The organism is Pseudoalteromonas sp. Angola-4 (assembly GCF_028599265.1).
GTDB lineage: Bacteria > Pseudomonadota > Gammaproteobacteria > Enterobacterales > Alteromonadaceae > Pseudoalteromonas > Pseudoalteromonas atlantica.
Genome location: NZ_JAQREK010000021.1, coordinates 33527 through 58658, shown reverse-complemented (window position 1 = coordinate 58658; position 25132 = coordinate 33527). Strand labels below are relative to the sequence as shown.

18 protein-coding genes and 1 pseudogene are annotated in these 25132 nt (G+C 40.9%); 9 read left to right on the top strand and 10 right to left on the bottom strand.

Annotation, left to right across the window (positions count from 1 at the left end; genetic code table 11):
* Positions 1–97 precede the first annotated feature (97 nt).
* Positions 98–1471 (bottom strand): tetratricopeptide repeat protein, encoded by a 1374-nt coding sequence (locus PSH48_RS18370; protein WP_273612069.1) that lies wholly within the window; start codon positions 1469–1471, stop codon positions 98–100.
* A 341-nt stretch (positions 1472–1812) separates the two neighbouring features.
* Here PSH48_RS18370 and PSH48_RS18365 point away from each other — a divergent pair, with 341 nt between their 5' ends.
* The 3 genes and pseudogenes from PSH48_RS18365 to PSH48_RS18355 all read left to right on the top strand — a co-directional run bounded on the left by PSH48_RS18365 (position 1813) and on the right by PSH48_RS18355 (position 4856).
* Positions 1813–2808, top strand: a complete 996-nt coding sequence (locus PSH48_RS18365; RefSeq protein ID WP_273612068.1) for a transposase — start codon at positions 1813–1815, stop codon at positions 2806–2808.
* Positions 2809–3280: 472 nt separating this feature from the next.
* Positions 3281–3787, top strand: coding sequence for a TetR/AcrR family transcriptional regulator (locus PSH48_RS18360; RefSeq protein ID WP_273612067.1), 507 nt, complete (start codon positions 3281–3283; stop codon positions 3785–3787).
* Positions 3788–3798: 11 nt separating this feature from the next.
* Positions 3799–4856: pseudogene (locus PSH48_RS18355) on the top strand (alcohol dehydrogenase family protein).
* Between the two features lie 56 nt (positions 4857–4912).
* On the opposite strand, the gene PSH48_RS18350 reads toward PSH48_RS18355, so the two are convergent.
* From PSH48_RS18350 to PSH48_RS18340, 3 genes are all read right to left on the bottom strand, one after another.
* Entirely contained in the window at positions 4913–6139 is a 1227-nt protein-coding gene (locus PSH48_RS18350) for a threonine/serine ThrE exporter family protein (RefSeq protein WP_029773039.1), read from the bottom strand.
* Positions 6140–6246: 107 nt separating this feature from the next.
* The gene (locus PSH48_RS18345) at positions 6247–7476 is read right to left on the bottom strand and encodes a glycosyltransferase (RefSeq protein ID WP_273612066.1); all 1230 of its coding nucleotides are present in this window, start codon (positions 7474–7476) and stop codon (positions 6247–6249) included.
* Complete coding sequence (locus PSH48_RS18340; protein ID WP_273589433.1) at positions 7476–8453, bottom strand: LacI family DNA-binding transcriptional regulator; 978 nt, start codon at positions 8451–8453, stop codon at positions 7476–7478. Before PSH48_RS18340 ends, PSH48_RS18345 begins: the two co-directional genes overlap by 1 nt.
* Before the next feature lie 165 nt (positions 8454–8618).
* On the opposite strand from PSH48_RS18340, the gene PSH48_RS18335 reads away from it, so the two are divergent.
* The 3 genes from PSH48_RS18335 (at position 8619) to PSH48_RS18325 (ending at position 12350) form a co-directional block, all read left to right on the top strand.
* Positions 8619–11096, top strand: coding sequence for a S9 family peptidase (locus PSH48_RS18335; protein WP_273612065.1), 2478 nt, complete (start codon positions 8619–8621; stop codon positions 11094–11096).
* Positions 11097–11164: 68 nt separating this feature from the next.
* Positions 11165–11782: a LysE family translocator gene (locus tag PSH48_RS18330; RefSeq protein WP_024032743.1), complete on the top strand. Its 618-nt coding sequence runs from the start codon at positions 11165–11167 to the stop codon at positions 11780–11782.
* Between the two features lie 76 nt (positions 11783–11858).
* Positions 11859–12350 (top strand): DUF2798 domain-containing protein, encoded by a 492-nt coding sequence (locus tag PSH48_RS18325; RefSeq protein ID WP_273612064.1) that lies wholly within the window; start codon positions 11859–11861, stop codon positions 12348–12350.
* Here the strand turns inward: PSH48_RS18325 and uvrA are convergent.
* A complete protein-coding gene (gene uvrA, locus PSH48_RS18320; RefSeq protein ID WP_273612063.1) occupies positions 12347–14908 on the bottom strand; it encodes an excinuclease ABC subunit UvrA in 2562 nt (853 codons plus the stop codon). The two genes, PSH48_RS18325 and uvrA, sit on opposite strands and share 4 nt — an antisense overlap.
* Before the next feature lie 191 nt (positions 14909–15099).
* Here uvrA and PSH48_RS18315 point away from each other — a divergent pair, with 191 nt between their 5' ends.
* Complete coding sequence (locus PSH48_RS18315) at positions 15100–15510, top strand: hypothetical protein (RefSeq protein WP_273612062.1); 411 nt, start codon at positions 15100–15102, stop codon at positions 15508–15510.
* A 16-nt stretch (positions 15511–15526) separates the two neighbouring features.
* On the opposite strand, the gene PSH48_RS18310 is transcribed toward PSH48_RS18315, so the two are convergent.
* From PSH48_RS18310 to PSH48_RS18300, 3 genes are read right to left on the bottom strand one after another with little or no spacing between them, the layout of a single operon-like run.
* Positions 15527–16315 (bottom strand): LytR/AlgR family response regulator transcription factor, encoded by a 789-nt coding sequence (locus tag PSH48_RS18310; RefSeq protein ID WP_273612061.1) that lies wholly within the window; start codon positions 16313–16315, stop codon positions 15527–15529.
* A complete protein-coding gene (locus PSH48_RS18305) occupies positions 16312–17352 on the bottom strand; it encodes a sensor histidine kinase (protein ID WP_337946972.1) in 1041 nt (346 codons plus the stop codon). The genes PSH48_RS18310 and PSH48_RS18305 overlap by 4 nt, the downstream gene beginning before the upstream one ends.
* Before the next feature lie 27 nt (positions 17353–17379).
* Complete coding sequence (locus PSH48_RS18300) at positions 17380–19233, bottom strand: CIA30 family protein (protein WP_273612059.1); 1854 nt, start codon at positions 19231–19233, stop codon at positions 17380–17382.
* A gap of 458 nt (positions 19234–19691) precedes the next feature.
* Here PSH48_RS18300 and PSH48_RS18295 point away from each other — a divergent pair, with 458 nt between their 5' ends.
* Together PSH48_RS18295 and PSH48_RS18290 are read left to right on the top strand one after the other, a co-directional pair.
* Positions 19692–20810: an AAA family ATPase gene (locus tag PSH48_RS18295; protein WP_273612058.1), complete on the top strand. Its 1119-nt coding sequence runs from the start codon at positions 19692–19694 to the stop codon at positions 20808–20810.
* A complete protein-coding gene (locus tag PSH48_RS18290; RefSeq protein WP_273612057.1) occupies positions 20803–21561 on the top strand; it encodes a hypothetical protein in 759 nt (252 codons plus the stop codon). The genes PSH48_RS18295 and PSH48_RS18290 overlap by 8 nt, the downstream gene beginning before the upstream one ends.
* 219 nt (positions 21562–21780) lie before the next feature.
* Here the strand turns inward: PSH48_RS18290 and PSH48_RS18285 are convergent, their stop codons facing one another.
* Together PSH48_RS18285 and PSH48_RS18280 are read right to left on the bottom strand one after the other, a co-directional pair.
* Entirely contained in the window at positions 21781–23223 is a 1443-nt protein-coding gene (locus PSH48_RS18285; protein WP_273612056.1) for an IS1182 family transposase, read from the bottom strand.
* 278 nt (positions 23224–23501) lie between these two features.
* Entirely contained in the window at positions 23502–25085 is a 1584-nt protein-coding gene (locus tag PSH48_RS18280; RefSeq protein WP_273612055.1) for a tetratricopeptide repeat-containing sulfotransferase family protein, read from the bottom strand.
* Positions 25086–25132: the final 47 nt, after the last annotated feature.

Here is a 25132-nt window from a genome sequence, read left to right as displayed (position 1 = left end):
AAATGGACAATGCCAATCCATAATTGGAATCTGACATTGTCGCAATTGGCCATCCACTTCGAAGGTAGGTTAGATGGTGTGCTAGATATTTAGCAACTTAGGCTGACACAGAATTCTGAACGCTCTCACTTAAGCGCCAAATTATTTTTTGCTGGTGTTCTTCTGTTGCCTGCAGTTTGTTTATGTCTTTTTCGTATTCTAGCTGTAAAATTTTGTCTTCTTTTTCTTTTACTTCAAATTTAACTTGTAAGGTTTTTATATTGGTTTCGCTGGTGGCTTCGTAGTGTTTTATTGTATAAGCAAGCTCATCTTCAATAGCTTTAAATGCATCTTCGGTGAAGTTAAGCTGGCGCTTTAATTTATAGCGTTTGCTTAAAAAATCAGCCTTATAAATGCTGCGGCTAAATTTATCTAGGTTTAAAAATACTTCGTCGTTTACTTGGTTGGCTTTATTTAATAAATTTTGTTTTGTGTAGATGTCTGATAATAAAATCATTGATGCTAAATGCATGTCGTTAATACCGGCAGAGCTTGCAAGTGCAATGTTTTTGTTTACAAGCATTAAAGCTGTATCGTAATTACCCTGCAGGTATTGAATATTTGCAATAGAATATTGAGCGAAGGCTAAACCTTTTTTCATATTGACTTTGCTAAAATAAGCCAGCGCTTTATTTAAGTATACAAGCGCGTTTTTAGGCTGACCGACCTCAAGTAATACGTTTCCTAAACTCCAATAAGCTTTAGCAGTAAATAGGCCGTCGCTTGTTTGCTCGTAAGCATCTACCGCTTTTTGGGCATAATAAATGGCTTTTTCTTTATCATCTTTGTAGAGGTAGTTGTAAGCGTCGGCAATTTTTCTAAAAAAGTAGCCCTGCGAGGCTATGTCTTCTTCTTTTATAGCAAGTTCTAAGCCTGTTAAAGCCGCACTTAGCGTTTTTTTAAGTTCGTCGGTTTCGGTGTAGTAATAGGCTATAGCCCGAAAAACAATGACTTGTTCGTTAGGAGAAAGCTGTTTTACCTGCGTTTGCAGTTGATTAGCAAGCGATTGCGCATTACTTAACTCTTTGTTAATTGCGAAAAGCTTAAGCTGAGCCTCTAAAAATAGTAGGTGGCTGTTTTTATATGTTACAAGCTCAGTACTCTTTAAATACATTAGCAAATGGGTACTTAGCGCGGTGTATTGTTCTTGTCGAAAAAGTAGTTCTGAATATAAGGCAGCCGCTTCAAAGTGCAACTGTTTATGCTTTGTCTGTTTAGTGACATTATAAGCGTGGGTTAGTTGTTTTTGGTGTAAAAGGTAATCTAGCTTGTTGGCTTTAATATCACTAAGCAGGCTTTGGATTGATTTTATATCAGATGAAGTTAGTGAAGAGCTATTGGCAAATGTAGCACTACTTGTTAGTAAAAATAACAGGAGCACAAAAAAGCGAAACCACACTATATTGATTTTTATTATTATATTGTTCGTCATTTATTTTTACTGAATCAACACCTAAAACGATATAACTAACTATAGCATTGCTTGTAAATAACAAGTTAATACTTTATTGGGAATACACCACCACATCCTTTTGAAAGTTCAATTTCTAGTAAGTAAGTACGAAAAGCATTATTAAAATAATGATGACACCCATTTAAAACATAACTATGACACCCATCAAAATGTTAAAATAATCATGACACCCATCTAAAACTTAATAATGACACCCATCAAAACACAAATAATAAAATAATAACGACACCCATTATAATAGTTGTATAAAACACAAGCTCGGACTACGCTTTAGCTTAAATAATGAACAGGGTTGTGTTATGGCTATTGCTCGTAAGCGCCAAATAAGTTTGGCAGATACAAAATATTATCACTGTATTTCACGTTGTGTTCGCCGGGCATATTTGTGTGGTGAAGACCCTTTTACAGGACAAAATTACGCGCATAGAAGAGGGTGGGTAGAGGATAAGCTTATCAGCCTTGCAAAGGTATTTTGTATAGATGTTTGTGCATACGCAGTTATGAGTAATCATACACATATTGTGTTGTATGTAGATGATAAAAAAGCTAATAGGTTAAACGACAAAGCAATAGCAATTCGTTGGCATAAGCTTTTTAAAGGCACTGCTATCACTCATAAATTTATACGCGGTGAGAAGTTATCGGCTACCGAACATTGGTTTTTAAACGAGAGCATAAAGCAGTATCGAGAACGCTTAAGTAGTATTAGCTGGTTTATGCGAGCATTGAACGAAAATATTGCAAGGCGAGCTAACAAAGAAGATGGCTGCACAGGGCGATTTTGGGAAGGGCGATTTAAATCTCAAGCGTTACTAGATGAAGCTGGTTTGTTAGCGTGCATGGCATATGTAGATTTAAATCCAATACGCGCCAAAGCGGCTGAAACACCTGAGGATTCGCACTTTACGAGCGTAAAACAACGCATAAAATCAATTGCACTTAAAAGCAACCAGGCGTTAAAAGTTAAGCAGCCAAAACAGTTATTACGCTTTGCAGGAAAGTCTAAAAAATACATGCCAAAAGGTTTACCATTCGAATTAAAAACGTATTTAGAGTTAGTTGAATTAACAGGCAGATGTATTCGAGCTGATAAAATAGGCTTTATTGCGCATTCAGCACCTGAATTATTGATACGTTTGAATATAGCGCCAGAGAACTGGTTAAAACTTACAACCGAATTTGGCAATGTTTTTCATGGAGCAGTGGGGCGTGTAAGTTCATTAGATAGTTATTGTAAACATCAAGCTATTAAGCGAAGGCCTAGCTATTCAAATAGTAAAAAATTATTAGCCTAATAAAACTATTAGTTAAATAGTATGCCACTTAGCTTTGCTGAGCTTTTATTGTGCTTGAAGTTTCTTATTGGCCATAAGATTATGATAAAAAGCTTAAGTATATAAACTCAAACATCTCCATTACCACTCAACATCTCAAATCAACATATAAATCTAACCATATATTTCTAACTACATTGTTAATTTATAAATAATTAGAGAGGGTGTCATAGTTATGGCTTTATTACGACTAAGAAAGATTAAAGGGATGCCATATCTATCACTATCCTCATATATTTTGGACTCGAGGGCTTACCTCGTTTGTTAATTTTAAGATGGGTGTCTTAGTTATTATTTCGCTAGGGCTTTCCTAGCCTGTTAATTAATAATGGGTGTCAAAGTTATTATTTTGTATAAATCTGTATTGGTTGACATGTAGAATGAATGCTCTACCATGTTGGGTAGAGCATTCATTCTACATGGGTTAAACACTTTGCTAAAACAAGATATAGCTGCTGCGCTTGAGGTGGCCTTTAGTCAACATGGTTTTGCTGAGCCTAGTGTGGCTAAGCTGCAAAAACTCAGTGGCGTTAGTTTGCGCACCCTTTATAAATATTACCCGTCAAAGCAGGCAATGATCATTGCTGCGCTTGAGTACCGCCATAATCGCTATATTAATTTTTTACTTAAAAATGCACCTGCTCCGGGAGTTGAGGCGGTTTTGCACATGTTTGATCAACTAAAAACGTGGATGGTGCAATTTGCGCCTAATGGCTGTTTATCTATTAATGCGTTGTCGGCGTTTCCTGAAGATGAAGCTATTAGCCTTGCGGTGCAAACGCATAAAAATGACGTAAAAAAACTGCTAGGTGAGCAAGGTTTAAATTCATCGTTGGCTAGTAGCTTGTTTTTGCTGCACGAGGGAGTGTCGAGTGCATGGCCAGTTATGGGCGATGAGGCGGTTACATCAGCAAAAAACAGTATTCTTAAATTAATATAATGGAGCAACCAATGGCAAATTTACCTAGCACAATGCACGCTGTACAGCTTACCGAGCATGGCGATTTTGATGTATTAAAGTATGCAACTAACTTACCGTTGCCATCGCTTGCACAAACCGATGTACTTATAAAAGTCATGGCGGCAGGTGTTAATAACACAGATCTTAATACCCGCACGGCGTGGTACGCTAAAAAACAAAGCAGTAAAGACGATGCAAGTTGGTCTGGTGATGCATTTGTTTTTCCTCGTATTCAAGGGGCAGATGTATGCGGCGTAATTGTGGCTGTTGGTAAAAACGTAGATCAAAGCCGTATTGGTGAGCGCGTTATTGTTGAGCCATGTTTAATTAAAGCTAATGGCGAAACGCTTAATTCGCCATGGTATTTTGGCTCTGAGTGTGATGGTGGCTTTTCACAGTTTACCCGCGTTGACTCTATTCACGCTTATAAAATCAATAGTAACTATAGTGATGAAGAGCTGGCCTCTTTTCCGTGCTCATATTCTACGGCCGAAAACATGCTGTTTCGCTCAAACCCACAGCAAGGGCAAACTGTTTTAATTACAGGCGCTTCTGGTGGTGTTGGCTCAGCGGCGGTGCAATTAGCTAAAGCACGTGGCGCTTTTGTTATTGCCATTACGAGTAAAAGTAAGGCGCAGCAGCTTGAAGAGTTAGGTGCCGATAAAGTTATATTTCGTGAAGATGATTTAATTCAAGCCTTAGGTAAAAACAGTGTTGATGTAGTCATTGACCTTGTTGCCGGCGAGCAATGGCCTGCACTGCTGGAGGTATTAAAACCAAAGGGGCGTTATGCGGTGTCGGGCGCTATTGGCGGGGCATTAGTAGAGCTTGATATACGTACTCTGTACTTAAAAGATTTAACTTTTTTGGCTGTACAGTTATAGAGCCTGAGGTATTTAAAAGCTTAGTTAACTTTATTGAACAAGAAAAAATAAAGCCTATTGTGGCGCAAACATTCCCATTGAGCGAAATTGTTACGGCGCAAAAAGTGTTTGCACAAAAACAACACGTAGGAAAAATTGTACTCACCATCCCCCATAGCGAATAGCGCGTTAAACAACAAAGCCCGTTACAAAGTAAGCGGGCTTTTTAATGGTAACAAGCTTATAAGCTTTTTTTAGGCGGTAAAGCCACGTTTGCAAATATTAGCCCTGCTACAAGCGACATAAATATTAAAAAAGTTTGCTGGCCTATATGCTCTGCATAAACAAAGTCTTGGCCTTCAATAAGCGAGTTTAAGCCAATATACGTTTTACTGCCGGGTACCAGTACAATTAAGCCTTGCATGGCAACAATGGAAGCTGGGGCATTTGCAACGCGGTTAAATAAGTTACTAAACACTCCAACCGAAAGCGCACCAACAAACGTGCCTAACGTGTAGTCAAGGTACATAGCCGAACCAATACTTGTGCCATAGGCTATAAAACCTGATGCGATTGACCACCCAGCATGTTTAAGTTTGGTTCTAAATATCACTATTAAGCTGCTACAAAGTAAAAATATAGCCAGCCACGCAGTCCAGCGCGGTAGTGGCTCGGGCTGTACAAAGTCAGTTTGGCCAAATATGGCAAAGCCAATGCCTATGCCAATAAAGGCGCCAAAGTACAGTTTAAATAACAGCATAAACGAGTCCATAACCCGCGCCGTACCCGACACCAAATGCCTAGCTGCAAGTTCTGCTAAACCAAGCGCTAGCGCTAAACCAGGTATAAATACAATAATGGCTGAAAGCACCACTAACCGTATATTTATATCGGGCGAAATATACACACTTATTGCACAAGCCAGCACTGCCGATACTATAGCAACAAGGGGCTCAAGCATATGAGCAACCCGTTTTGAGCGCCCCGACCACAGTACAAACACATATACCACTAAAGTAAGTAACGCAGACCAAATAACGTCTGTCCAGCTGGTACCCATTAGCATGGCAAATGCCCCCCCCGATGTTGCAAAAGCAATACCGGTAACAAATTTATTGTACGGGTTTGGCATGTCGTAAATGGCATCAAGCTGAGCATCAACCTCTTGTAAGGTGAGCTTGTCGTCGAGCATTTGATTAACTAAGTCGTCGGTGTCGGCAAGTGAGCCTAAGTCGTGATCGCCTGGGTCTACGCGTGCCACGTGGGTGTATTCGTCTTCGTGGCCATCAGTCCAAATTACAAACGTTACCGAAGTTGGCGACATAACAAAAGACGATTTAAGTCCTAAGTAAGTGGCCACTTCCATTAAGTGTGCTTCTAGGCGGTACGCTGGGGTGCCGTACTTATGAAGCATTTTACCTAATTTAACGATAAATTTGCGTTTTTCAGTAAAGGTTGCAGTTTTCAAATCTTGTATGGACCAGTGTGTAAATAAATTAGCTAAAAGTATAGGCTAAAACGCCCATTTGTAATGGGCGCGATTTTAAACACAAATTTGTAGGAGTCTAGTCATTTTTAATCTAATTTTTTATTTTTTTCAGCAATCCATTGCGCCATATATTGCGTACTGCGCATAGTATGGTGTTTTAACATTTGTCCGGTGAAGTTTTTTTCCCTATGCGCTTTTAAATCGTTGCTTATAGAGTCAATTTTATTAATTAACGCCGCGCTTAATTTTACTTTGTCGTACAAGGTATTAAGTAGCGTATTGCCAGCTTGTTGCGCGTGTTCAAAATCGGTTTGATTGGTGTAAAGCTCAACGGCTGCATTTGCAAAGTCCTCAGTATTATTAGCCACTTTACCAGGCCATGGTAGTTCGTTGTGCATGCCCTCACTGCCTATGTCGGTAGTTACACTGGGGGTTTGCATTACCATAGCTTCTAGCAGCTTGCCTTTTATACCTGCGCCAAAACGAAGTGGGGCTAAACATACGCGTGCGCTTTGCATTACCTCATAGGCGTTGTCGGCCCAGCCTTTTATTAAAAAACCGGTTTTAGGGTTATTAAGTGCTGTTGCTTTTGGTGGCGGGTAAGAGCCATAAATATGCAGTTCTGCTTTTGGTAATTGCTTGCGAATAAGCGGCCATATTTTTTGTAAGTACAGCACGGCATCCCAGTTGGGGGCGTGTCTAAAGTTACCTATGGTCATAAAGTGCTCACGTTGTTCAAACGATTTAGTTTGCGCAGGTAAAGCAGTTAAATCGACCATAAAAGGGAGATGATGTAATAAACTGGCTTCTACGTTAAATACACTACTAAGTAATTGCATTTCAAAGCTTGAAATAATTAAGCTTAGGTCGCAGCGCAATATTGCGGCTATTTCGCGTTTTGCTATGTCTGAATGTAAATCGCTGGTGGTAAATTCTCGCTCGCCTTTGTGCGCTTCGTGGCGCGCATTACGTAGGCATTGTAAATCTTCGGTATCGAGTATTTTAATGGCATTAGGGCAATGTTTATCTACACGCCAGCCAAATTGCTCTTCCATCATAAAGCGGTCAAACATCACTATGTCTGGGTTGTACGCTTTAACGTACTCATCAAAACTTTCGCAGTTTAGGGCAATGCTTTGACTTGTTATACCAAAGTGATCTAGGTTTACCATGTGCTCGGTGCGCTGTGCTGGGGTGGCAAATTCTACTTGCCAATTTTGCGCTTTAAACGCGTTTAATAACGACATCATGTGCGTACCCGCAGCAGACGAATTTGGCTCTGGCCATACGTAACCAATTACCAGCACTTTTTTCATTACGGTGTTTCTCTAATTTGTAGGTTTACATTTACCAGTGTTTTTACTGGTGCAGTGTTTGTTTGAAGTTGTTCTTGCAGCACTAAAATACTGCGCTTAGCAAGCTCTTGCGTGTTTATATTGGCGCAAGTAAAGCGAGGTTGCATTTCGGTAATATCAGGAATATGTAAGCAGCTTACTATATTGTTTTTTAAATGCGGGGCGGCGGCTAAAACACCATGCGCAATTATATTATTAGCGCATACAACCGCGTCAATACTCGGATTATTAAGTAATGTGCTACTAAATATTTGCTTAGCATGTAATGGGGTGCTTTTTGTGCACGTAATAGCTGGCTCAGGGGTTATATTGTGTTTTTTACACGCGCTATTAAAGCCACTTAATAAACCTTGTGCAGATAAGCTTTCATCACCCACAAACAGTATGTTTTTAGGCGAATCATTTATTAGCTGCAATGTTACTACATGGCTTGCTTTAGTGTAGTCGGGTAAAACACACGGGGCTGAGCTGTATGGTACTTCGTGCATTAGGCTAATAACATTGTAGGCAGTAGCAAGGTTGTCGAGCCACTGCGCACAGGTACTAGCCACAGGGCAAATTATAAATGCAGCCACTTTGTATTCTTTTAAATTATTTATTAGCTGCGTTTGGCGCTCTACGCTGTTGTTACTACTCACAATAATGGCCTGAAAAAAAGCTTCGCTTAAAGCCTGCTCTATATTTTTAGCAAGCAATGCCATAAGTGGGTTTGTTAAATCGTCAATCACTACAACCACTAAATTAGAGCGCCCAGAGCGCATAGCTGCTGCATCGCGATTATACACATAGCCTAGCTCATCTATAGCTTGTAACACTTTTTGTTTGCTTTTATCGGCTACTTTATTGCTGTGTGTAAGCACCAGCGATACGGTCGATTTAGACACCCCCGCACGGTGAGCAACATCAAAAATAGTGACCGATTTAGCTTTGTTAGGCATGGTATTTTAAGCGCGCAGTAGTGAGTAAATAGCTGCGTAGTGTAGCGTATATAATGCGTTTAAGTCATCTTTTAGCCCTGTAATTTAAAGCTTAATACTTTATGAACAGAGCAAAACATGTTTATATACCTTTTATAATCTTAAAAATAACAAAAGGATAAAAACATGAACGCATTTAGGCTGTTAGTTGCCTTTATTTGTTGTGTTGTAATAATGCCAAACAGCTATGCTGAGCAAGGTTATCAAACACCTTCGCCTGAGCTAGCCGCTGTGGTAGATGCCAAATTAGCACCCACTAGTTTTTTATCGAGCGATGGCCAATGGCTTGCTTTATTTGAGCGTAAGCGCGTAGAGACGCTTGACGAGCTTGCTAAAGATGAGCTTAAACTTGCGGGTATAAAGCTAAACCCTGCTAACTTTTCACGCTCGCGTGTTAGCGCTAAATACAGCGCGCTTGAGCTTAAGCATGTGCAAAGCGGCACCGTTATTAATATTAATAATTTACCAAACGGTATTATTCGCTCGCCTAAATGGTCATCTAACAGTAAATATTTAGCGTTTGTTGTAGAGCAACAAAACCAAGCAAATTTATGGCTTTACAGTGTAGAGACAAAGCAAGCAAAAATGCTCTCAAGCGCAGCGCTTAACTCAGTTATTACCGCTACGCCTTACCAATGGCTGCCCGATAGCAGCGCACTGGTTGCAAATTTAGCGGTTAATATAGGTAAACCCGCGTTAAAAAACAGCAGTCAAAATGTAGTGCCTGTTATACAGCAAAGCACAGGTGAAAAAGCCCCCGCGCGTACTTATCAAAACTTATTAACCAGCCCGTTTGACGAAGCACAGTTTAAATTTTACGGCCAAGGGCAATTAGCTTACGTATCGCTTGATGGCAATACACAAGCCATTGGCAGCCCTGCATTATTTAAATCGTTTTCGGTATCGCCAGATTCAACCAATATATTAGTTGCTGCGATAAACGAGCCGTTTTCGTATCAAGTACCGTACAGCCGTTTTGCCAGCACTTGGCAAATATGGGGAATGCGCGGTTACGCATTAGCCGAACTTGTAAAACAACCGCTTGCCGATAACATTCCACAAGGCTATGACAGTGTTCGCACCGGCCGCCGCGATTTTGAATGGCGCGCGGATCAAGGCGCAGAAGTTATTTGGGCCGAAGCGCAAGATGGCGGCGACATGAAAACCGATGTTAAGCACCATGATCATATTTACAGCCTACGCGCGCCGTTTAAACGCGAGCCTAAGCTGTTTGCTAAAGTAGAGCGCCGCTATGCTGGTATAGTCTGGGGCAATCAAAATATTGCCATGCTTAGCGACTGGCGCTTTAGCGACCGCCAAGTGCGTACGTATGTTATCCAGCCACGCAATGCAGATAAAAACCGCGTGCTTTTTTCTGAGCGAAGCTATAACGATGCGTATAAAAACCCAGGTAGCTTTATATACGAGCGTAACGATTTAGGCGCCAACGTTATTAAAATTGTTGGCGGGCGTTATATGTATCTGCGCGGTAACGGCGCGTCTGAGCAAGGTAATATTCCGTTTTTAGACCAGTACGATGTAAAAACGAATAGCAGCAAGCGTTTATGGCAATCACAAGCGCCATACTACGAGCGTGTTCGTGCATTGCTTGACGACGAAGGCGAGCGCTTTATAACTGTGCGAGAGTCTAAAACCGAGCAACCTAACTTTTTTATCCGTGATTTAGATAACGATACTCTTACGCAGCTTACTAATTTTGCTCATCCGTACCCAGCATTTAAAGGGGTTACAAAAGAGCAGTTACGTTACAAACGCGATGACGGGGTTGAGCTTTCGGGCACGCTTTATTTACCACCAGGTTACGATGTAACTCAAGGCCCGTTACCCGTACTTATGTGGGCGTACCCACTTGAATACAAAGATAAAGCCGTAGCATCACAAGTGCGCGAATCGCCATACGAATTTACTTACATTGGTTATTGGGGCCCTATGCCTTACCTTGCTAAAGGTATTGCCGTATTTGACGACCCTAAAATGCCTATTGTAGGTATTGATGGCAGCGAGCCAAACGATAACTTTAGAAAGCAGCTAGTTTCAAGTGCGCAAGCTGCGGTTGATGTGCTGGTTAAAAAAGGCATTGCCGATAAAAACAACATTGCTATAGCAGGGCACTCGTACGGTGCATTTATGGTGGCAAACCTATTAGCGCATAGTGATTTATTTAAAACCGGTATTGCTCGCAGTGGTGCTTACAACCGTACCCTAACGCCGTTTGGTTTTCAGGGTGAAGAGCGTGATTTTTGGCAAGCACAAAGTGTGTACGCTAACATGTCGCCGTTTTTCCATGCTGAAAAAATTAACGAGCCAATGCTAATGATCCACGGCAAAGAAGATCCTAATTCTGGAACTTTCCCAATGCAAAGTGAGCGCATGTACGCCGCCCTAAAAGGCTTAGGTAAAGATGCTCGCTTAGTAATGCTCCCTTACGAGGCACATGGTTACCGCGCACGTAAAAGCTTATTGCATGTACTGTGGGAGCAAGAGCAGTGGCTAGATAAGTACTTATTAAGTGATTCTGTTGAAGAGCCGGTAGATGTTACTACTGAGCAAGTAGCAGAGCCAATACCGATTGCTGAACAATAGTAGATAATAGGTAACCAATAGCGCGGCTACTTTAGCCGCGTTTTTTGCTTTTAATATAGAGAGAAAAAATGATTGATGTTGCAGCGCTTGCCGTTTTTATTCCTACCTTCTTTTTTGTATCTATCACACCGGGTATGTGTATGACCCTTGCCATGACATTAGGTATGAGCATAGGTGTAAGGCGCACATTATGGATGATGATAGGTGAGCTGTTAGGGGTCGCAAGTGTTGCTATTGCTGCGGTATTAGGTGTTGCAAGCGTAATGCTAAATTACCCTAATGCGTTCGATATTTTAAAATGGGTAGGCGGTGCATACTTAATTTATATAGGTATAAATATGTGGCGCGCAAAAGGTAAAATGTCGATTGATACACATAGCCCAAGTGATGTAAGTCGCCAGTCGCTATTTACGCAAGGTTTTGTTACTGCCATTGCTAACCCAAAGGGCTGGGCGTTTATGATCTCTTTACTACCGCCTTTTATTAGCGTTGAACACGCACTCGCCCCGCAACTGTTAGTGCTTGTTTTAGTTATTATGATAAGCGAATTTATTTGCATGTTAGCGTACGCCACAGGCGGTAAAAGCCTACGTTTATTTTTAAGCCGCGGTGATAATATAAAATGGATGAACCGAATTGCAGGCAGCCTTATGGTGCTAGTAGGCATATGGCTGGCATTAGGGTAATTAAATAACAGTTGATATTGTCAATTAACTTGCTATAGTTGACTTTGTCATCTATTTTAAGAGAAATACCTGTTTAATGAATACGGCTACTTTAGTAAATTCTGCGCTCGTAGAGCCTAAAAAAACACCGATCACTTATAAAATAATGGCGATGGTAAGTATTATTGTTTTTGTAGGCGGCAGCTTAACAGGTATTATGACTTACACAAATGTAGGTATAACTGAGCATTTTTATATGGATTGGTTTACCTCGTTTTTAAGTGCGGTGTTGGTTATGGCCCCTGTGGGGTTAGCAATGACAGCCCTTATGAATGCCTTGGTGGCTAAGTTATTACCAAAAGCAAATGAGCTAAAACGTAATTTAGTGATTAGCGTTTTTATGGCGCTTACCATGGAGTCGCTAATGGCGTTTGTAACCGCTAGTAACAATATAGGTTTTGCCAATATGCGCTTATTTTATTCAGCGTGGGTAGAGGGGTTATTAGCCGCGCTACCCATTGGTTTAACATTAATGCTTGTTATGTCGGTTACTGTAAAACCTAAATTAGAGCGATTTTTAAAAAGCTAAAGTGCGCTTTTTAAAAACGTTGCCGTGCGGCTATGCTCAGATTGAGCCACATCTTCTGGTTTACCTTGAGCAACAATTAAGCCGCCTTCGTCCCCGGCTCCTGGGCCAATATCAATAACCCAATCGCTGTTACTGGCTATTTGCATATCGTGCTCAACCATAATAACGGTGTTGCCCGCATCAACTAAGCCATTTAACTGCGTCATCAACATGGCTACATCTTTTGGGTGTAGGCCGGTGGTTGGTTCATCTAAAATATACAGCGTATCGCCGCGCTGCGCACGTTGCAGCTCTGTGGCAAGTTTAATGCGCTGGGCCTCTCCGCCCGAAAGCTCAGTAGCCGGTTGCCCTAAACGTAAATAGCCAAGGCCTACTTGTAAGAGCGCATTTAGCGCACGTAAAATAGCGGGTTCATCGGCAAAAAATGTATGCGCTGACTCCACCGTTAAATTAAGCACATCGGCAATGGTTTTATCTTTATAGGTAATGTCGAGTGTTTTTTGGTTATAGCGCTTGGCGTTACACACAGGGCACGGCGAATACACGCTAGGTAAAAATAACAGCTCAATGCTTACAAAACCTACGCCTTCGCAGTTGTCGCAACGGCCTTTTTTCACATTAAACGAAAAACGACCTGCATCGTATTTACGCGCTTTTGCCTCTTTAGTATTGGCAAACAATTTACGTACGTGATCGAACAAACCAGTGTAAGTAGCAAGGTTTGAGCGAGGCGTGCGGCCAATGGCTTTTTGATCAACCGTTATTAGGCGCTTTATATGCTCAAGGCCCTCGGTAATTTTGCCATGGGTTGGTGTTTGGAGTTCTTGATCAAGCAAGTCGGCTTCATCGGTAGGCATTGGCGGCGGCGTTTTTTGTCCTAAAGCATCTTGAATAAGCTCGACTAAGGCTTGGCTTACTAAGCTTGATTTACCTGAGCCAGAAACCCCCGTAACACTTGTAATAACCCCAAGCGGAAATTCGGCACTGATGTTGTGTAAATTGTTGCGCTCAATACCACTTAGCTTAAGCCAGGCTGCTGGCGTACGTTGTGTTTGATGATTTGGCTTTGCGTTATTGTTATGCTTAAAAAGATACTGACTTGTATGTGAGTTGCTCACTTGCTCTAAGCCTTCAACTGGGCCGCTGTAAACAATATTACCGCCATGCGAACCCGCATTAGGCCCTACATCAACCACCCAATCGGCGTGGCGAATTACACTTGTATCGTGCTCCACCACAAATACTGAGTTACCAGCCGCTATTAGCTCATCTAGGGCGCTTAAAAGTGCTTGCGTATCGGCTGGGTGTAAACCTGCCGAAGGTTCATCTAGCACATACACAACACCAAATAATTTTGAGCGAATTTGCGTTGCAAGCCGCAAGCGTTGTAATTCCCCAGCTGATAACGATGGCGTAGTACGCTCAAGCGATAAATACCCTAAACCAAGCTTAGTGAGTGCTTCTACGCGTTTGATAATGTCGCTTGTGATGCGCTTTGCCACAATGGCTTTTTCGGGGTTGGCTGCGTTACTTTTAGCGGGGTTATTGGCAGCAATGCTGAGTTTTTCTGCCAGCTCGCCAAGTGTTAACTGCGAAATTTCGCCTATATCAAGGCCTGCTACTTTAACCGATAACGACTCTTTTTTAAGTTTTTTGCCTTCGCACTGCGGGCATTGTGATATTTGCATATACTGCGACACGCGCTTTTTTGTGCGTGGGCTTTGGGTACTGGCAAACGATTGTAAAACAAAGCGTTTAGCACTTATAAATGTACCCATGTAGCTGGGGCTTTCTTCATTTTTAATAGCCGCTTGGGTTTGCTCAAGCGTGTACTCGGGAAACACGGGCACTGTGGGTGTGTCGTCGGTAAATAAAATCCAATCACGGGCTTTTTTAGGCAGGGTATTCCACGGTTTATTAATATCGTAACCTAACGAGGTAAGAATACGGCTTAGGTTTTTACCTTGCCAAGCTGGCGGCCATGCTGCAATGGCGCGCTCTTTAATTGATTTAGTAGGGTCGGGCACTAACAGCTCTTCGGTTACGTTAAATACGCGGCCAATACCATGGCACTTTGGGCAGGCGCCTTGTGGTGTATTTGGCGAAAACGCATCGGCATACAGTATACCTTGCCCTTTGGGGTATTCGCCCGCGCGTGAGTAAAGCATTCGCAGCGCGTTAGAAATAGTGGTTACGCTACCGACCGATGAACGTACCGAGGGTGCGCCACGTTGTTGTTGTAATTCTACCGCGGGTGGCAGCCCTTCAATCGAATCTACATCGGGCTCATCTACTTGGTCTATTAATCTGCGCGCATAAGGCGATACCGAATCAAGATAACGATGCTGTGATTCGGCAAATAATGTTCCAAAGGCTAGCGATGATTTACCCGAGCCCGATATACCAGTAAAAACAACAAGTGAATTACGGGGCAAGTTTACATCCACATTTTTTAAGTTATGAACACGCGCACCTCGTACTTGAATGCTGTGCTCTGGGTTTAATAAAGCCGATTGCGCATTACTAACCTCATGTGAATTTTTAGGTGTGGTTGCCATGTAATTTACTCCTGTTTAATAACCATGTGTTTATTAACGTGCCGCAAAGTATTAATACTAATGGGGAGTCACTGAATGAGCGCTTAGTTAGTTTACTGAGCGTTTAATAGAGTGTTTACATAATAGGTAAAAACTGCGAGTATAAATTTCAATCAATCAAGCAAAGTCGAAATTTAAAAGGACGTTTAATTGTGGCAAAAATTGTAGTTAGCTTTTTATTTTTATTAGTACTTTGCGCCAATGTGTGTGCAGCGCAAAATAATGTACTAAACGTTGACCGAGCCATACCAAATAGCATGCACTTGTCGTTTCCAAACGATAATAATATAACGCCTAAAAAGTCTGACTTTTCTATTGCAAACTATGTACTTATGAGCAGCGAAATAGGAGAGCGCTGGGCGGTTATTACCCTTACTAATTTAGCCTCTGGTAAGCGAGAGCTTAATCAAGAACACGTATTAGCGCTGTTTGCAGATGGCAGCAGGCTAACACCAAGTGAATTTAAATTAGGCTTTAAAGGCAATCAAACACAGTCGGTAACGGTATCGTTTGCTGAGCATACGTTTCCTATTTTAAGTGTGTATACCAGTAATGATCAGTAACATGTTTTTAGATAAGTTAAATATGTAGCAATTGCTTTAGTTTATCGGCACCGGCTCTGCTGGTGCTTAGCTCAGATTTAATATTATCATTTACAATCACCATTAGCTTGCCGTTAAACCAACGCTGTATTTCTTTAATGTGGTCAACGTTAACTAAATAACTTCGATGAATTCGAACAAAATTATGTTCTGCTAAAGCAAGTTCAAGCTGATCGAGCGTATCGCTTAAATGATGAAATGTATCGCCATTCCACGCCAAACTATTGCCTTGCTCCGATTTAATAAATTTAATGTCACTTGGGGAGAGTAAAAATATCCGCTCACCGTTTTTACTAATGAGCTTATTTATGGTGTTTTTGGTTAATGTAAAGGTTTGCTCGTTGGGTTCATGATTGACTAGCGTATGGGCACGTTGTTGCTCTAGTTGCTGCTGCGCTTTAGCGAGAGCTTTTTTTAATCGAGCAATAGGAAAAGGTTTTAGTAAGTAGTCAGTTGAGGCCTGCTCAAAAGCTTCAATTGCAAATTGGTCATACGCGGTTGTATAAATAATAATGGGCTGGTAGTTAAGTAAATCAATAAGCTCTAAGCCATTGATTTCAGGCATTTGGATATCAAGTAATACCACATCAGGAGTCAGCTCATTTATTAAGGTAATGGCCTCTTTGCCATTTGTGGCCATACCCACTACTTCAACATGCTCCATTAAACTCAATTGATGGCTTAATTTTTCGCGAGCGGGAAGCTCGTCATCGGCAAATAATACGCGCATTTTAGTTACTGTATTTGGGTGGTTTTTGCTGCTCATAGTGTTAGCTCCAACGTAACCACTGCACCATTATTATTGCTCAGTAGTACCTTACTTTTACCAAGTTGTTTAACGCGTTTTAGTATGTTTTTCATTCCTACACCACTGCCATGGCCGTGTTTTATTACCTCGCTCGAAAAACCCTTACCGTTATCGCTAATTTGTATTTTAACGCCGTTAGGTAGCTCACTAAGCGTTATATTAAGTATTAACGACGTTTGTTTGGCGTTATGTTTAATGGCGTTTTCAATAATTGGTTGAATAAGTAGCGGGGGTAGCGATATGTTTTTAAGCGTATTGGGAATGTGGTAATTAACTTTGAGTTTATCGCCAAAGCGGGCTTTTTCAATATTTAGGTACTTTTCTATTATTGTAAGCTCTTGCTGTAAAGGTATTTGTTGTTGCTCTGCGGTGTCGAGGGAATACCTTAAAATATCAGCCAGTTCATGCAGTACTTCATCGGCTAAATCAGGGTTTGTATGAATATAAGCCGAAATTGTATTTAAGCTATTAAACATAAAATGTGGGTTTAGTTGGTAGCGCAATGTAGCAAGTTGCGCTTGTTTAAGCGCGTGTTTTTCGGCTGTTGCGCGTTTTTTGTTTTCAATAAAAATACTGGTAAAGTAAATACACGAGCCCCAAAGTAAGCCGTTAAAAACAACAAACACCCCCATCGATTTGTGCCCATCAAAAAGCTGTGTGAGTACTATATCAGTAAGCACATTACCAAGTGCCATAAATACAACTGCTATTAACCATTCATACGCTATTGTGTTAATGTGTTTATTGCGCAGGTAAAAAATAACCGCTGCCGCACTCCAAACAGGAACCCAGTAAAAAGTAACAAACCACACGGTAGCAGCAAGTGCACTACCCGCAGTAAAAGGCGCAGAGTTAGCAATTATCAGCCCAAGGGCATAAGCAATATCTACAACAAGTAAAATAAAAAAGCTGTATTTATAAAAAGGATGTTTGAGCATAATAGGTGCTTCTTTTTGTAAGTGATTAAACCATAACAAAAAACAGTCAAAACCCAAAGAGTTTGTGTTTTGACTGCTACTCTTTTAAAAGTAAGTTAGCTCTTTGATTTGTAGTGTATTTTTTAATGGCTCATTGCTTGCGCCTGGCATTTTACGCCACATTAGGTTTACTCCAGTTAATTGAGTGGCCGACCACGTAACTGGGCTACCAAAGCCAAATTGTTTAAATGTAGTGAAAGGAATATCAAGTGTTGTCCACTCATCGCGCGGTTTTAAAAGTACACTAAAGTGATCCCAATCTTTTACATCACTATGATAAACAGACAAAGCAAAAGGCGTGGTTGAACCTTTATACGTTAATCGAATCCCTTTAAATGATGAGGCATCAGCCGGCGATGTAAATTTTATTTCAGCGCCTGCCCACGCGCCAAAGCTGGTTGGCTGTGTAATGGTTGTATCAATAGTTAAGCTGTTTTTATGTGTGGTAAGTGTTGCCACAGACTGACCACCCATTACCGAGTCGCTCAAGGCCTGCCATGGTGTATCACCGGTAAAATCATCAATAACATGTTGCGCTTGGCTGCTTTTTATTACTTCATTACAAGCGGGGCCTTGAGGCTTTATGGCTTTGTTTTGCGCAATTAAGGCTGGGCGGTCTACTTGTATACCTGATTTGTAAACCTCTGATATGGTGTGAATGTGGTTTATATCATCAAGCGGGTTTTGCTTAAGCAGTACAAAGCTTGCCTCAAAGCCATTAGCCAGCTTGCCAATGCTCTTGGCTTTATTAATCGCTTTTGCGCCGTTAACAGTGGCTGCATTAATTATTTCACCATTTGTAAGGCCCGCTTTTTTAAGTGCATCTAACTCGTTGTGTAACCCAGTACCGTGCAGCGTGTAAGGGTTTCCGGCATCAGAGCCTGTGCCAATAGTAATATTAGCTTTATGTAACTTTTGTATATTTGCATAAGCGGTTTTACGCTCCTCCCACGCGTGCTCTTTCCATTTTGAAGGTGCAGGCACGTTGTCAAACAAACATCCTTGAAGCTTTTCGGGAATGGTTTTTAGTAACTCGCTTTGTGAGCTAATAGAATGGTTATGCTTTTCATCGCTATGGTTATGATACACCGCAAGGGTAGGAATGTAGGTTACATTATGCTGTTTCATTAGCGTAATAAACTCATCGTCAATCGCTTCGCTATTAATACCGTGCGCTAAAGCCGTTGCACCGGCCTTAATAGCGCGTTTAGCATCACCTAGTGTAGAAACATGCACAAAATACGGTAAATTAGCCGCTGCAGATCGTTTACCTAGCTCGCTTAATTGGCTATCAGTTAATGATTTACCCACACCGCCAAAGGTTTCAATAACCGCTTTAGTTACATGTGGCTTAGTGCTTATATGTTTTTTCCATAGTGCAGCTATGTCTTCATCTTTTGCAATTTCGTATGCGTGGCCGCCAAACTGCGTGCCATGCCCACCAGGGTTGGTAAACAAAGTACCCGCATAAAAAAGGTTAGGGGTTAGTTGGGCTTCTTTTAATTGCGCGGCTTCGTTTAGGGTTTGCTCAAACGAAAACAAATCAACAATGTTTGTTACGCCTAAATACAAATTAGAATTAAAGTGCGCTTTAACCGGCAAATACTGAAACTCAGTAAAGTTACTACCCGATGAACCCAAATGTACATGTAAATCAATTAAACCAGGTATTGCATATTGGTTGTTGGCGTTAATTGTTTTATCTGCGTTTTGTAGTGGGTCAGTCGCTTTAGTAATACTTACTATTTTACCCTCGTCAATATACAGCGAACTCGGCACAGAAAAGCTTTGCGAACTACTTTGGTATAAACGAATGTTGTCGACCCGCAGGTCAATGGCATACGCACTAAAGTGGCTTGCTAAACTCAGTGCTATAATTGTTTTTGTAATAATATTCATGACTATATTCCTTATCAAAATAGGTGTTTGGCGTTTTGTTGATAAGAAACTTAGCTCGCTTTTTAACCTGCTTCATTAATGTTTATCTGAATCGACATTATTAGAGGTTGAACCGACACAAAAGTAAATAAGCGTTGTGGTGGGGTGCTCAAGCTAACTAAATTAAGTTTTTAAAGGGCCGTTATGAGCGAGAAGCAGACGGTCGAGTAAACTCATTTGTGGACAAAAGTGAGTTTCACAAAATCGAGCATTAGCTACTCCTAAATAATTTTAGGTATGGACAATCGGCTTAGCTCTATTCCTTCGATCACTAGTGCGTACTACTTTTGGTGTTACCTCTATCTCAAGTTCTTTAAACAATGCAGCTAGCCAAACAACATTGCCGTATATTTCTTACGGCAATTGATCTATAATTGTGTTATTTCTATGTAAACAAACTAAATATTGAGCACATAAAAATGCTATGTAGTCTAAAGGTTAGAGGTTTCCGTAACTTCGGCGAAGAGTTTGAGATAAACCTACGCACCGATAAGTCATATGAATTTAACTCACACGCTGTAGAAAATGGCGTTGTAGGCAGTGCTGTAATGTACGGTGGTAACGGTGTGGGGAAATCGAATCTTGGGTTGGCGATTCTTGACCTTACATGTCATCTATTGGATAGCCCTAACATAATTCCATCACTGCATCTCAACTACTTAAACGCTAGTATGGATGAAGGATCGCTAGCTGAGTTCATATACACATTTGAATTTGATGGTGTAGAAGTTGTCTATCACTATGGTAAAGAAAACTGTGCTGAAACAGTTTTCGAAAATCTCTATATCGACAAAGAAAAAGTCGTTTGTATTGACCGTAGGATATCTGCGCTTGCTTCCTATAACCTTGTTGGCGCTGAGCATCTAAAGAATGATTTCACGGGTCGTAAGATATCTCCTATTAAATTCCTTGAATCAAATGCACTACTCGAACCAACCAAAGAGTCAGCAGCTTTTTTTCAATTCATCGAATTTGTCGAGGGAATGGTGTTTTTCCGTACCCTAACCAAAACGACAGAGTTTCACGGAAAGCCCCTAGAGACCAAACGAATTTCACAGCGTATTATTGAACAAGATAAACTAGAAGATTTTGAAGCCTTCCTTAATAAATCTGGAGTTGAGTGTAAGCTAATTCAGACTGGTGATGCAGGTAAGGAGCAAATCGAGTTTGATTTTGGTAATAAAAGTATAGAGTTTTCACAGATTGCTTCTACTGGTACAGTATCGCTTGGTAATTTCTACTACTGGTATCTTAAAATGTTGAATGATGAAATTACATTTGCTTACATTGACGAGTTCGATGCCTACTATCACTTTGCCCTATCCAAACGCATAGTAAAACTAGTGTCAAATACATCGTGCCAGTCGATCATCACTACTCATAACAGCACTCTGCTCTCTAACCATGTGCTCCGCCCTGACTGCTATTACATCCTAGATCAGAATTCTTTGAAGCCGCTAAACAAACTAACCGATAGAGAGCTACGCAAAGCACACAACCTAGAGAAAATGTACCGTGCAGGGGCATTTGATGAGTAGCAATGTCTTATTTGTTTTTGAAGGGGAAAAAGCAGAGCCTAACATTGCACGAAATCTAAGGAACACAATATTCGATAGAGACAACAAACTCGTAGTTCAGACTGCTTACGGCATGAGTATTTATAAGTTGTTTCGCGAAATAACAAAAGATAAATATTTTGATACCTACGAGTTCATTTACGAACAGCTAGAAAATAGGGAAAACCCAACAGATGATGATCTAGCTGTTATGGAGATAGAAGATCCGGAAAACATAAGTGAAATATACCTGTTTTTCGACTACGACTGTCATTGCTCTAACGCTGACGACAATAAAATTCATCATATGGTTGAGCTATTTAATAATGCTCAAGATAAAGGTTTGCTGTGCGTAAGTTACCCAATGGTGGAGGCTATACGCCACCAAAAAGGTAACGAAGTCGAATACCTTACTCACGAGACAACAGATCTGGCTAATTACAAGAGATGGGTAAATGCAGCACCAGAAATGGACAAACAGTTTCTAAATTGGGGGCTTTATACTCAAGATACTTGGAGTAGCATTGTCAAACAGCACTTATCAAGAGCAAACTGCTTGCTCACTGAAGTTTTAGAACTTCCAACATCACCAATTTGTATGGTAACGCTGTTTGAGAAACAAATGGAAAAACATAGACCACATAACCAAGTAGTAGTAATCAGCGGTTTTCCTCTCATGCTTTTAGAGCACTACGGTAGTGACACATATCAAATATTAGGGTTAGCCGATTAGCCACCCAAACCGGGGCGAATAGAACAAAAGGGGTCAGAGACAAAAGGGCATATCTTGACTTCATACATCAAAGTTTACCTATGACCGCTTATGGCACAGACTGTGTAAAAACTAATTTTTAATAAATTGTCTTGGGTATGTTCTTAGTTTGAAACCATTTAAGATGGTTGCGATCGATTTTTTCTCAGTATCGCAATTTTCTCCGCGCGAGCGAAACTGCTATGGCAACGCTACTCTAATTGCTTTACTTAGGCCGTTAACTCCCATAATTGTTATCATCCTTCTGAAGTTGTAAGCTAGGACATGAAGACTTATTTCTGTCCCCACGCTTTTTAAACCTCGTGTTAGTAAGTGGGTAGCTCCCATCCAGAGTTTAATTGTGCCAAAGGGGTGCTCAACAGTTTGCTTTCGATGAAGCATCAATTCAGGTTGATTCTTTAGCTTTTGAAGCATTTCTTCTGTCAGAATCTCATGCACCCACCGTCTTATTCGCCTAGGATCTTTTTTAGAGTTAGTGCACTGACTTCTTATTTTACAATCTCGACAAGCAATGTGATTGAAGTAAACATCAAGGTATTTACCTTGCTCAAATACCTGCATTCGATTTTGAAGTTCATTACCAGCGGGGCATAAGTAAATATCTTTATTTGCATCGTATTTGAAAAGTGAGCGGTTAAATATCCCTTTCTTTTCAGAGGACGATGTATCCGTCTTGGGCATGATTGGCTCTGCACCCAAATCGATAGTATCTTTTATATCGGGCTGACTGAAGTAACCTTTATCTGCTAATACCCTTATATCTTTCTTGCGCAATGCTTCTTGTGCGAGTTTCGTCATTGACGCAAGCTGGCCTCTATCTGGCACGTTGGTCACGTCATGCGCCACTATGAGGTGATGCTTGGTATCAACCGCACTTTGTACATTATAACTCACAACTCTTGTAAAACCTTGAGTTTTCATTAAACGTGAATCAGGATCAGTAGTGGATATTTGCTTATCAGGATGAGCTTCAACTTGTTCTTTAATCTCGTATAGTTTTTTTAACTGGCTGCGAAAGTCAGCTAGTCTCTCTTTTGTGGCTTTAATTTTTGTGACGTTAGCTTGCTCTTTATCGGCTTCATCAAGTAATTCAAGATAACGTTCAATGTTCTTTTCGACTCGGTCGATGTGAAATTTAACTTTGCTTGGCGTAAAATTATTGCCTTTGTTGTTGCTAGCTTTAAATTTACTACCATCGATGGCAACAACGGGTTTCTCAAACATATTCAGGCGACGACAGACTTCAACAAACGTTTTGCATACATTTTTTATACCGCCTCCGTTGTCTTTTCTAAAATCAGCAATCGTTTTAAAGTCGGGTGCCAACTTATCAAGTAGCCACATCAGTTCAATATTGCGTTGGCATTCGGTTTCTAATCGGCGGGATGATTGAATACGGTTGAGGTAACCATAAAGATAAAGCTTTAATAGTGTGGCTGGATGATACTTAGGGCGGCCTGTGGACTTTAAGGTTAATCCTTTAAACCCCAATTCAGCTAGATTTAGTTCCTCAATGAAAACATCAATCACTCTGACCGTATTATCTTCACTGACGTAGTCTTCCAACGATTCTGGAAATAACGTTGATTGGTTACGATCTTCACCGCTTATAAACTTTGACATATTGCCTCAACCCTCGACTGAATCAATAGTCTTATTATATAAATATCAGTATATTAAGTGAACTAAATGTATAGATTAATCGATCATAAGCAGCAGATACTTAGACCAAAAGGTGATCAGAGTTTTCACACAGTCTGGGCACTCTTCAGCCACTCGACAACATAAAATGTGATAATAATTGGCAAGGTATTTTACTGTGTCGGATGGCGCTTCGCTTATCCGACCTACACTTACACAAGTCGCTTATTTGGATTCACCTACTACCCAAAATAAAACGCTCATTCAACACTAATACCTTGGCTTAAAAGGTACTCCACTGCTGCATTAGTATGGGGCTTAAATGCCTTCCAACGCCCAATTGCTTTATTGTTAAGTGGTTGGCGTACTTGCACTTTACTTGCAGTAGATACCGGCGCGGTGTTTAAGTGAAAGTCTATACACTGTGCTTGCCACTCTAAATTACAAAAGCTAACTAGCTCTTTTATTTGCTGCTCGGGCTGGGCGACTAGTTCTTCGTATTTTACTAATTTTATATTGCTATGCAGGGCGCTAAAGTGCTGCATGAGTTTATAAAAGCGGCTGTAAAATTTGGCAGTGTCGAGTAAATCGAGCGAGTACGCGTAGTAGGGGTTATTTATAGTAAATAGCTGGCGGTAGTTACCAATGCAGGTGTCCATTGGGTCGCGTAGCATGCAAATAATTTTCGCGTTTGGCAGGGCTTTGGTTATTAAGTCGATATAAAAAAAGTTAAACGGGAGTTTATCTATAAAGTGCTTATGGCTGCCGGTGGTTACGCGAGTGGCGTTTAAATACGTTGTCCCAAGCTGATTAAAATCAAGCTCATACGCTTTAGTGAGTGTTTGAGTATCGAGCACATGCGGTGTTTGAGTTTGGCTTAATTTTTTAACGCTTAGGCCAAAGTCTTGTAATTCACCGGCTGATTGTACGTCGCTGTGGCTCGATAAAATACGCTCAACCAATGTGGTGCCAGAGCGGGGCATACCTAATACAAAAATAGGCTCTTGCGTTGGGCTGCCGTGTGTTAGCGCGTGTTTATGCTGCTCACTTAAATGTTTAATGTGTGCAAATAATGCGACTGAGCTTTTATGATCAAAAGGCTGTATAGCGCGTTTAGTGGCTTTTCCTTGCTCTAGGCTGTTAAACGCATCATCAAACTTGCCTATGTCTTGGTACTCTTTTGCAAGTGCGTGGCCAATGTGTAATTTTGCATCGGGGTGTGTTACTTGCTCAAACACGTTTTTTAGGCCTTCAATATGGTTATTTTGCAGCGACGCTTTGGTTAAGTCACTTAATGCAAAGTGGCTTTGGTGATGCAGCGGATTGAGAGTAATTGCGCTTTCAAAGGCAGTTTTGGCTTGTTCAAATTGGCCTAAAAATTTAGCGCTTACCCCTAAATTATAATAAAACTGTGGCTGCGGTTTATTTGCATGGTTAGCCAGCTCAATAGCGCAGTTAAAATAGTTTAGTGCCTCTTTGTGTAGGCCTGCTTGCGTAAGTGCAACACCTAGAGTGTCGGCATCAAGACTTTTTTTTATTTGCTCAACGGGTATCGCTAAAGCGGTGTTTTTGGCTTTGGTAAGCTCACCTGTTAATGCATAACACTTTGCAAGCTGCGCGGTGTATTCAATGCTTTTGCCAAGGCTAAGGGCTTTTTCTATTAGCTTTATGGCTTTATGAATTTGCCCTACGCGTAAATTAACCATGGCCAGTAAAAAGTAGCCATCGGCAAAGTCGCTTTTTTGAGTCACTAATTCAACTAACGCTTTATGAGCAAGCTCAATATTGCCTTGGTTTAAATGTTTAATAGCACTTTGATGAAGATGTTTTAAATTTGGCTGCATTGTTTAATTTTTATTGTTTAGTTGCGCGTTAATAAAGAAAAAAGGCT

Coding starts and splice junctions, on each gene's coding strand:
- PSH48_RS18370 (WP_273612069.1), bottom strand. CDS start 1,471: ATGACGAACAATATAATAATAAAAATCAATATAGTGTGGTTTCGCTTT.
- PSH48_RS18365 (WP_273612068.1), top strand. CDS start 1,813: ATGGCTATTGCTCGTAAGCGCCAAATAAGTTTGGCAGATACAAAATAT.
- PSH48_RS18345 (WP_273612066.1), bottom strand. CDS start 7,476: ATGAAAAAAGTGCTGGTAATTGGTTACGTATGGCCAGAGCCAAATTCG.
- PSH48_RS18340 (WP_273589433.1), bottom strand. CDS start 8,453: ATGCCTAACAAAGCTAAATCGGTCACTATTTTTGATGTTGCTCACCGT.
- PSH48_RS18335 (WP_273612065.1), top strand. CDS start 8,619: ATGAACGCATTTAGGCTGTTAGTTGCCTTTATTTGTTGTGTTGTAATA.
- PSH48_RS18330 (WP_024032743.1), top strand. CDS start 11,165: ATGATTGATGTTGCAGCGCTTGCCGTTTTTATTCCTACCTTCTTTTTT.
- PSH48_RS18325 (WP_273612064.1), top strand. CDS start 11,859: ATGAATACGGCTACTTTAGTAAATTCTGCGCTCGTAGAGCCTAAAAAA.
- uvrA (WP_273612063.1), bottom strand. CDS start 14,908: ATGGCAACCACACCTAAAAATTCACATGAGGTTAGTAATGCGCAATCG.
- PSH48_RS18310 (WP_273612061.1), bottom strand. CDS start 16,315: ATGAGCAGCAAAAACCACCCAAATACAGTAACTAAAATGCGCGTATTA.
- PSH48_RS18300 (WP_273612059.1), bottom strand. CDS start 19,233: ATGAATATTATTACAAAAACAATTATAGCACTGAGTTTAGCAAGCCAC.
- PSH48_RS18295 (WP_273612058.1), top strand. CDS start 19,692: ATGCTATGTAGTCTAAAGGTTAGAGGTTTCCGTAACTTCGGCGAAGAG.
- PSH48_RS18290 (WP_273612057.1), top strand. CDS start 20,803: ATGAGTAGCAATGTCTTATTTGTTTTTGAAGGGGAAAAAGCAGAGCCT.
- PSH48_RS18285 (WP_273612056.1), bottom strand. CDS start 23,223: ATGTCAAAGTTTATAAGCGGTGAAGATCGTAACCAATCAACGTTATTT.
- PSH48_RS18280 (WP_273612055.1), bottom strand. CDS start 25,085: ATGCAGCCAAATTTAAAACATCTTCATCAAAGTGCTATTAAACATTTA.